This is a genomic window from Streptomyces sp. 4F14 (assembly GCF_048159485.1).
Lineage (GTDB): Bacteria > Actinomycetota > Actinomycetes > Streptomycetales > Streptomycetaceae > Streptomyces.
Map to the genome: position 1 here is coordinate 1 of NZ_JBLRVY010000068.1, position 2545 is coordinate 2545.

Consider the following 2545-nt stretch of genomic DNA (forward strand, 5'->3'; position numbering starts at 1 on the left):
ACCACACCCGCCACCTCAGCACCCAACACCGGCGCCACACCCGGATACACCCCCAGCACATTCAACACATCCCGGAAATTCAACCCCGCCGCACGCACCCCGACCCGCACCTGACCCACCCCCAACGGCACCTCAGCCTCGGGAGACGGCACGATCACCAGATCGTCCACACTGCCCTGACCCGCCATCCCCAGCCGCCACGTCCCCGCAGGCGCCGCCAACACTCCCCGGGTGTGAGCCGGCACCAACCGGGGGCTGTACGCCTGCCCGGCCCGCACCGCCAGCTCGAAATCGCCCTCGTCACCTGCCGTGCCGCTCAGTACGGCGGGCAGGCACCGCCAGGACTCGGCACTGCCATCCACATCCACCAGCCCGAACCGGCCCGGATGCTCCGACCGCGCTGATCGCACCAACCCCTGCACCCCGGCCCCGGACACGTCTTCCACCCGGTCACCCGTACCCGTGGAAACCGCGTTCCGGGTCACCACCACCAGCCGTGCATCACCGCGCTCATCGCCGGCCAGCCACTCCTGCGCCAACTCCAGCACCCGGCACACCTCGGAACGCACCGCAGCCACATCACCGGTGACACCGGCGCCCGCAGGCAGAAGAACCAAATCCGTCTCCGGGCACTCCGACAGCTCCAGATGCCAAGGAACCCCCAACATCGCCGCCAGGTCCTGACCACCCGCGCCCGCCACCACACACCGCGGCGACGAACCCCCACTCTGAGCCGGGACAACAGGCTTCAGAACCCACTCCACGCTGAACAGGTTGTCCTGACCAGACCCAGGTGAATTCAGCTGCCCCTGCGGCGCCGGTCGTACCACCAGCGAGTCCACCGACAGCACCCAGCCGCCGGTGTCATCAGCCGCGTGCAGACAGAGCCCGCCGTCTCCGGTCACCGACAGCCGGACCCGCAACGACCGCGCGCCCGACGCGTGCAGGGACACTCCGCTCCAGGAGAACGGGAGCCCGCCCTCGCCCCCTGCGGGCAGGAACGCAGCAGCGTGCAGGGCGGCGTCGAACAACGCCGGATGGATCCCGAACTCCCCCGCCAGCTCAGCCGCCTCGTCCGGCAGCCGCACCTCAGCAAAGACCTCCTCACCCCGCCGCCACACCGCCCGCAAGCCCCGGAACACCGGCCCGTATCCATAACCCGCCTCGGCCAGGCCGTCGTAGAGGTCATCCACCGGCACCGGCACCGCTCCCGCCGGCGGCCACACCGTCAGCTCCGCGCCCGTCGGCACCGTCGCCTCGGAGGCCAGCGTTCCGCCGGCATGCCGTGTCCAGCCTGCTTCCGCGCCCGTCTCTTCCGGCCGGGAGTAGACACTCACCGCACGACGACCCGACTCGGCCGGCGCTTCGACCACCACCTGCACCTGCACAGCCCCGTGCTCGGGCAGCACCAACGGCCGCTCCAGCACCAGATCCTCCACAACACCACACCCCACCTCATCACCAGCCCGCACCACCAACTCCACGAACGCAGTACCGGCCAGCAACACCACACCCCGCGCCCTATGGTCAGCCAGCCAATCGTGCGAGGCCAGGGACAGGCGGCTGGTGAACACCACACCCTCGCCACCGGCCAGTTCCACCGCCGCGCCCAGCAACGGGTGGCCCACCGACACCAACCCCATACCCCGCGCGTCGCCAGCCGCAGCCCGGGGGCGCGGCCAGTACCGCTCACGCTGGAACGCGTACGTGGGCAGATCCATCACCGAACCCCGGCCCACTATCGCGGACCAGTCCACCGGGACACCGTGAGTGTGGAGAGTGGACAGTGCGGTCAGCAGTTGCCCGAGTTCGTTCTCACCCCGACGCAACGTCCCCGTCACCACCGCCGCCGGATGAGACTCGAACAGCGTCTCCTCCAGACTCGGAGTCAACACCGGATGAGGGCTCACCTCCACAAACACCCCATGACCAGCCGCAGCCAGCGCACGGGTCGTGTCCGCCAACCGCACCGCCTCCCGCAGATTCCGATACCAGTACCCCGCACCCAGCTCACAGGTATCCATCAGCCCACCCGTCACGGTGGAGTAGAACGCGACAGTGCCCTCCATCGGAGCGATGTCCGCCAGAGCTTCGGTCAACTCCGCCTCGATCTGCTCCACGTGCGCGGAGTGCGACGCGTAGTCCACCTCGACCCGGCGAGCCCGGAAGTCCTCCACCCCACCCGCCACGACCAGTTCGCCCAGCGCCTCGGCGTCGCCGGACACCACCACCGACGACGGCCCGTTCACCGCCGCCACCGACAACCGCCCCTCCCACCGAACAAGCAACAACTCCACCTCAGCCAGCGGCAGTCCCACCGACACCATCCCACCCCGCCCCGCCAACGACCCCGCGATCATCCGACTGCGCACCGCAACAACCCTGGCCGCATCCTCCAGCGAGAGTCCGCCCGCCACACACGCCGCCGCGATCTCACCCTGCGAATGCCCCACCACAGCAGCAGGCACCACCCCCAACGACTCCCAGAGGTACGCCAACGACACCATCACCGCCCACAACACCGGCTGCACCACATCAACCCGCC

General features: G+C 69.6%; 1 protein-coding gene. It reads right to left on the reverse strand.

Going from position 1 to position 2545, the window contains the following annotated elements:
* Positions 1-2545: acyltransferase domain-containing protein (locus tag ACLZOT_RS49615; RefSeq protein WP_416975931.1), on the reverse strand; the 2545-nt coding region annotated here is incomplete at both ends.